Annotated in this window: 6 protein-coding genes; 4 read left to right on the top strand and 2 right to left on the bottom strand. The window is 43.0% G+C overall.

Features of this window, described 5'->3' with window-relative positions; translation table 11 throughout:
* Positions 1 to 135 precede the first annotated feature (135 nt).
* The 4 genes from L4B77_RS18955 (at position 136) to L4B77_RS18940 (ending at position 4,153) form a co-directional block, all read left to right on the top strand.
* A complete protein-coding gene (locus L4B77_RS18955) occupies positions 136 to 489 on the top strand; it encodes a MaoP family protein (protein WP_429752340.1) in 354 nt (117 codons plus the stop codon).
* A 503-nt stretch (positions 490 to 992) separates the two neighbouring features.
* Positions 993 to 1,793, top strand: a complete 801-nt coding sequence (gene nagB, locus L4B77_RS18950; protein WP_429752338.1) for a glucosamine-6-phosphate deaminase — start codon at positions 993 to 995, stop codon at positions 1,791 to 1,793.
* Positions 1,794 to 2,320: 527 nt separating this feature from the next.
* Positions 2,321 to 3,187, top strand: coding sequence for a glycerol kinase (locus tag L4B77_RS18945; protein ID WP_372040404.1), 867 nt, complete (start codon positions 2,321 to 2,323; stop codon positions 3,185 to 3,187).
* Positions 3,188 to 3,496: 309 nt separating this feature from the next.
* Positions 3,497 to 4,153 (top strand): NAD(P)H-dependent oxidoreductase, encoded by a 657-nt coding sequence (locus tag L4B77_RS18940; protein WP_429752336.1) that lies wholly within the window; start codon positions 3,497 to 3,499, stop codon positions 4,151 to 4,153.
* 151 nt (positions 4,154 to 4,304) lie between these two features.
* Here the strand turns inward: L4B77_RS18940 and L4B77_RS18935 are convergent, their stop codons facing one another.
* Complete coding sequence (locus L4B77_RS18935) at positions 4,305 to 5,435, bottom strand: glycerate kinase (protein WP_429752334.1); 1,131 nt, start codon at positions 5,433 to 5,435, stop codon at positions 4,305 to 4,307.
* 16 nt (positions 5,436 to 5,451) lie between these two features.
* The gene (locus tag L4B77_RS18930) at positions 5,452 to 6,717 is read right to left on the bottom strand and encodes a GntP family permease (protein WP_429752332.1); all 1,266 of its coding nucleotides are present in this window, start codon (positions 6,715 to 6,717) and stop codon (positions 5,452 to 5,454) included.
* Between the last annotated feature and the right edge of the window lie 125 nt (positions 6,718 to 6,842).

Here is a 6,842-nt window from a genome sequence, read left to right as displayed (position 1 = left end):
ATCTGCCAACTAGCCGATCTAGGATTATTTATCGTCAAGGAAAAAAAGTTTTGTTTTCCATTTTTACCTTTTAACAATATTTTCGCGTGAGCAATAAACACTAATTTTTTATCTAACCACATTACTGAGGCTGATATGTCTGAGACCGAATTCCGACACGGAAAAAAACGTTTTTATGACACAATTAAATTCCCGCGAGGCTTCGCAAAGTCAGGTGATTTTACTCTTTCAGAAGAGGAAATCCTAACCTTGTTTGGTGACACAATGCTTGCACTTGAGACCGGCGAACTCACACCAACCAATGCAGAAGAAAAACACTTCATTAAAGTGTTGTCTCATCCTCATAAGGCTAAGTCCAAGTTAGAGCGAGTCTGGTTAAAATACATACAGCTAGCTCGTGGACGACGTCGCTTTCACACCCTAAACGGCTGCAAACGCGGTGAGCTACCTAGGGAAGAAGATGAAAATGAATTAGTGTTAGAAGATTAGTAAAAAGGCTCAAAGTGATACCTCTTCACTTTGGGCTTTTTTGTCTTCAATCCACTTGTTCTTGCTACCTAATAGTGAGTTTAGCTAAACTATTCACTTTTACCAATATTGATATAAAATTCATAGCGATAGCTTAAATAAATCACAAAATAGCACCAAGATCACAATGAAGATGATTATGCTTCATCTCACTTATTTTTCTACAGCCTCTTCCTCTGCTATCTAGCCCCAGCAATACACTGACAACTCATCCCTCCCTTGAAATTCAATGCCCTTTGACCTGCGAAAATAAGACAACATTTCTATCAAATTGAAACGCATTAACCTTGTTTAACGCCACCAAATATCCCTATCATCATTGTGTGATATTGATACAGCGAGTCACGAATATGGTGAAAATTCCAAAAAATTGACTTAAAACAATAGCGGAACCTGACAACTTATTTTATAATGCGAATTAATGTTTAAGAACACTATAAATTCTAATATCTAGGGGCAAATTAATGAGACTTATCCCGTTAAATCAAGCAGCACAAGTAGGTAAATGGGCAGCAGCACACATCGTTAAACGCATTAACGATTTTAAACCAACGGCAGAGCGTCCTTTTGTACTTGGTCTACCAACTGGTGGTACGCCACTAGCTACTTACAAAGCACTTATCGAGCTACATAAAGCTGGTGAAGTTAGCTTCAAAAACGTAGTTACATTTAACATGGATGAGTACATTGGCATCCCGGCTGATCACCCAGAATCATACCGTACATTCATGTACACTAACTTCTTCAACCACATCGACATTCAAGAAGAGAACATCAATCTTCTAAATGGCAACGCGGAAAACAACGAAGTTGAGTGCAAACGTTACGAAGACAAAATCAAGTCTTACGGACAAATCAACCTATTCATGGGTGGCGTAGGCAACGACGGTCACATCGCTTTCAACGAACCTGCTTCTTCTCTATCTTCACGTACTCGTATCAAAACACTGACTGAAGACACTCGTATCGCGAACTCTCGTTTCTTCGACGGTGACATCAACCAAGTTCCTAAGTACGCACTAACAATCGGTGTTGGTACTCTACTTGATTCTGAAGAAATCATGGTTCTAGTAACAGGACACAACAAAGCACTTGCTCTAGAAGCAGCGGTTGAAGGTTCTGTTAACCACCTATGGACGGTATCAGCTCTGCAACTTCACCCTAAAGCAGTGATTGTTTGTGACGAGCCAGCAACTCAAGAACTTAAAGTGAAAACAGTTAAGTACTTCTCTGAGTTAGAAGCTGAGAACATCAAAGGCCTATAATTCTTAGTTCTTGAATAAGAAAGCCACCTTAGATAGAAAAGCCACTGAATGTGGCTTTTTTTGTGCCTACTATTTTTCTTGATACGCAGAAAAGCGCTATATCGTCACAAAAAAATTTTACAGCCCAGATCTATCTGGCTAGCAAGCAATCGGTGCTTAGCGAAGGCTGTTTACATTCAACTAAAGTCCCACTGCCCACAAAACCTAAATCATACCAATCACAATAAGTAAGTGTTCAGAAATAGCGCAGGAAAAAAGCTTGAGAACAATGCCGCTCTTTTCGACAAGCAGCTTCGATAAGTCGTTATTCTACAATCAAACATTCTAACGACGTTATCGAAGTTTTTAACAAGCTAGGATGACCCGTTATTGACTACGATTAGTATCGGACATGGCTTTCTACCAAAACACAGACCCGTGAACTGCTGTTAGCATTGATAGATGTGATATGGTATTCACCAGTGCTATTGCATCATGTATCTCTCTAACATCCATCAGCGGATCACTCCGCTATTTGAGAAAAGACTATGTCAGACAAAATTTCCACATCCGCGCTCGCGAAACAAAAAGGCATAGAAGCGAAAGCTTTATTTAGCGAGCTAAAAACAGCAGGCTATATCGTACGTTCACAAGAGCGTTGGATTCTCACAGAGCGAGGAGAAAGCTTTGGTGGGGAATATATCGAGCACAAGAAATTTGGTGTCTTTATTGTCTGGCCAGAGAACCTGCTTATCGATTTGGACTCATTTTCAGGAAAAACATTAACCGCGACTCAGCTCGGTAGTGCCTTTCAACTCAGCGCTAAGAAAATCAATTTACTGCTTAACGAGCTTGGTTGGATTACAAAAGAAGAAGACGGTTGGCACGTCACCTCGACAGGCTTGAAAGCCGGAGGTGAACAAAGAGAAGATAAAGTAACTCAAAACTTATTCGTGGTATGGCACGACTCACTGGTTCGCAATAAACGTTTGAAGCAGTCTGTTGTTGAGTTCCTAGGGCATGATGCTGAAAGCCATTCTACAGATGTGTCATTCTCCAGTTTTCGTCAGAAATTCGAAGCAAAGCACCGAAGCTTAGATGGGCATTATGTTCGTTCAAAAGGAGAGCTGCTCATCGATAACTGGCTTTATATGGCAGGAGTGGTTCATGCGTACGAGCGTCCTCTACCGATATCAAAAGAAGTGATCAGCGATTTTTATCTACCAAGTGGCAAAGTGTACATCCAATTCTGGGGAACCGATTCTGCACCAATCACCGAAGAAAAGCGTAATGAGGTGAGAGAAATATACGAGGAGCACGGTTTTGGCTTAATCGAAATCATGCCAGAAGATATCCCAAATCTAGACAGCGTACTTCCGCCATTATTGCGTCAATATGGCATAAAAGCGTATTAACCCACTGATCTTTGAACGCCATAGCAAATCAACATCACACTAATGGACTTATTATGGATATTTTATACCATAGTGAATTGATGTGTTCGCTCTTTTTTCCAAACCACTGATCTATTATCTTAACCCCCATAGATTTGAAGTGCCCCTGACATTCGATGAGTCGGGCCTGTTCGATAACCATGTAAACGCGCGTTCGATTTGATATTGGATCTATTTAAGATTCTATCAAAATGGATTGTCCGTTTATTTTTGACGTTACTGAACATTACACTCTACAGCATTTACTATTGATAGATATTAGGATTCAACATGACTCACCCAATCATTACTGATCTAAACACTCGTTACACTGCTAAGAAATACGATGCTGAAAAACGCATCTCTGCGGAAGACATGGAAGTCATCAAAGAAGCACTTCGTATGTCGGCATCCTCAATTAACTCTCAGCCTTGGAAATTCATCATTATTGAGAGTGACGAAGCGAAGCAGCGCTTCCACAATACGTTCGAAAACATGTTCCAGTTTAACCAACCACATGCGAAAGAAGCGTCACACACGATCCTGTTTGCTTACGATCCTAAGTACACCAAAGAAAAATTCGCTAAGCGTGCGGATACAGAAGTCAGCTCTGGTCACCTACCCGCTGAAATGTATGAGCAATTCTTGGGCGCTTACGCATTCGCAGAAATGAACACCGACGAAACGGGTTTCAACGGTAACTGGACTAAGTCTCAAGTTTACATCGCACTGGGTAACATGCTGCATACACTCGCGCGTCTAGGCATCGCTTCAACGCCTATGGAAGGTGTAGACGCTAGAATGATCAGCGAAGAATTTGCTGACGAACTAGAAGGTCATGTTGTTGATGTGGCACTGGCTATCGGCTACCACAAAGACGGCGAAGACTACAACCACGGTAAACCTAAAGCACGTCTTGCTCTTGATGAAGTGGTTACCACGCTTTAATCGTCTATAACGCGTTTGGCTTTGTAAAAAAGCACAGCTCTAACAAAACATTAGACTGTTCAATCAAACTGCCTTATTTGGCCAGACTGTTGTCTGGCCTTTTTTATAGAATTGGAATCAATTGGAAGGGGTTAAGTGACTTGGTCAATGTCTACTTTATCATGTAAATTGCGGCAACATTACGAGCCGTCATTTCTACATTTTGTGCAGCTAAAGCCAGTGCAGTGGGTAAATCAATAGCACCGTTAACCACTGAAAACACAGCGTCAATTCCGTGCTCATGTACGACATGACAATCAGAGGCTAGGCTACCCGCAATACCAATAACCGGTAAATTGTATTTTTTCGCAGTACGAGCTACGCCAATAGGTGTCTTACCGTGAATTGTCTGGCTATCAATACGACCTTCACCAGTAATGACTAAATCAGCATCGGCAACGACATCTGATAAATTCACTGCATCCATAACAATTTCAATACCTGGACGTAAGTCTGCATCAAGCAACCCTAGCAAAGCCGCACCTAGGCCACCAGCAGCACCTGCGCCAGGTCGATCTTTTACGCAACGGCCCAATTGAGATTTCATAATTTCCGCATAATGAGCAAGATTCTTATCCAGTTGCTTCACCATTTCTGGTGTTGCCCCTTTTTGTGGGCCAAAGACAAATGAGGCTCCCTTCTCACCGCATAATGGGTTGTCCACATCACAGGCGACCTCAAACTGAACATTTGCTAATCGAGGATCTAACCCAGAAATATCGATAGTGTCCAGAGCTTCTAACGCACCGCCACCATAACCAAGATCACGACCATCTTTATCCAACATACGAATACCAAGGGCTTGTGCCATGCCTAAGCCGCCATCATTCGTCGCACTCCCCCCGATACCGACAATAATATGGTCAACACCTTGATCGAGTACCGCTTTGATCAATTCACCTGTGCCGAAAGTTGTCGTATGCAATGGGTTACGCTGTTCTGTCTCAACAAGATGTAAACCCGATGCGGCTGCCATTTCAATAATGGCTGTTTTACCATCGCCCAGTAAACCGTAGAACCCCTCTACTGGCTTACCAAGAGGACCGGTCACAGTATGCGCAATAACCTTTCCACCCGTCGCATCAATTAGAGACTGAACCGTCCCTTCGCCACCATCAGCCATAGGCAACTTAATGTATTCTGCATTAGGCAATACTTTTTTGAATCCATTTTCAATCGCAACAGCAACTTCCATTGCTGTTAAGCTTTCTTTATATGAATCTGGTGCAATTACAATTTTCATTTTTATACCTCAAAGCTTAAACAAACAGACCAAAAACACCGAACATCATTACAGAAACGAACGCAATCATAAGACCGACAGCCGATTCATAAGGAATCAACTTTAAACGCTCGCGAATGTCCATATGTACAGCTCCGCCCGTTGCATGGAAGAAACTACCGTGGGGCATATGGTCAAGCACTGTCGCACCTGAATGAATCATGGCGGCCCCCGCAAGAGCCGGAACGCCAAGCTCAAGAATGGTGCTACTAAATACGTTCGATGCAACAGCAGCGCCAGCAGTTGTGGAAGCCGTTGCCAAAGACATCATCGCACCCGAGATAGGGGCCAATAGATAAGAAGGCAAACCAGAAGTCGTTAAGAGGTCAATCAAGCCACCTTTTAAACCCGAATTAGCAATAATCCCGGCTAATGTGCCTGTGCCCATCAACATGATTGCAACAGGTGCCATTCGGTTTAATCCAGAAATGGCAAAACGGTTACTGTCCTTAAAGCGGCCCATGGCAAGAGCCCCTAAAAGGCCACCCAAAGGCAAAGCGATCAATGGATCAATATTGATACCGGCAATAGGACGTAATGAAAGCAAAATGATAGCAACCATCGGTGCAACGATAGCGGCTGAAAACTGAGGTAATTTAGAGTGATCAACAGCGACTACTTCATATTCCGCTACCTTACTACCTTTATTGATAAGGCGTTTGGCAATGAAATAAGCGAAGAACATCCCGCAAAGGCCAGGTATAACACCAGCAGCCATAACAGAGGTCAATGGCACGTGGAAGGCTTCTGACGCCGCAATAGCATTTGGGTTAGGAGACATAACGTTGCCGGCTTTACCGCCGCCAATCATAGCCAATAAGATAGCGGTCTTGGAGATGTCGGCACGACGGGCAATCGCTAGGGCTATCGGGGAAACAGTAATGACGGCGACATCAACAAAAACACCGACAGATGTTAGGATCATTGTGGCCAAAGCCAGCGCAAGTAATGCTCTTGTTTCGCCCACTTTTTTCACAATGGTTTCAGCAATCGAGGTGGCTGCACCTGATTCAATCAACACTCCGGCTAACACACCCGCAGCCAGAATACGAAGTACGGCGGTAACAATACCCTGAGCACCTCCAATCATCAGAGCGACGGTATCAGTCAGAGAGACACCACCGATGACACCACCGATGAGCGCACCAATGATCATGCCATAAGCCGGCGGTACTTTTTTTAAAATTAGAGCAATCGCTACAATCAGTGCTGATAACGCACCTAAGGTCGAGACTTCAATCATGTTCTTTCCATCATTAATACTATTCAATTGCCGTCAATATAATCGGCATACTGAAAGACGTCTTTGGCTGATTGAACAAATATTAATGAAGGACTGATATATTTACTGTGCAATTGAACAATAGC

This window comes from Vibrio minamisatsumaniensis (assembly GCF_050337445.1).
Taxonomy (GTDB): Bacteria; Pseudomonadota; Gammaproteobacteria; order Enterobacterales; family Vibrionaceae; genus Vibrio; species Vibrio artabrorum.
The sequence above is the reverse complement of the archived record's forward strand: the minus strand, read 5'-3'. Positions and strand labels throughout refer to the sequence as shown.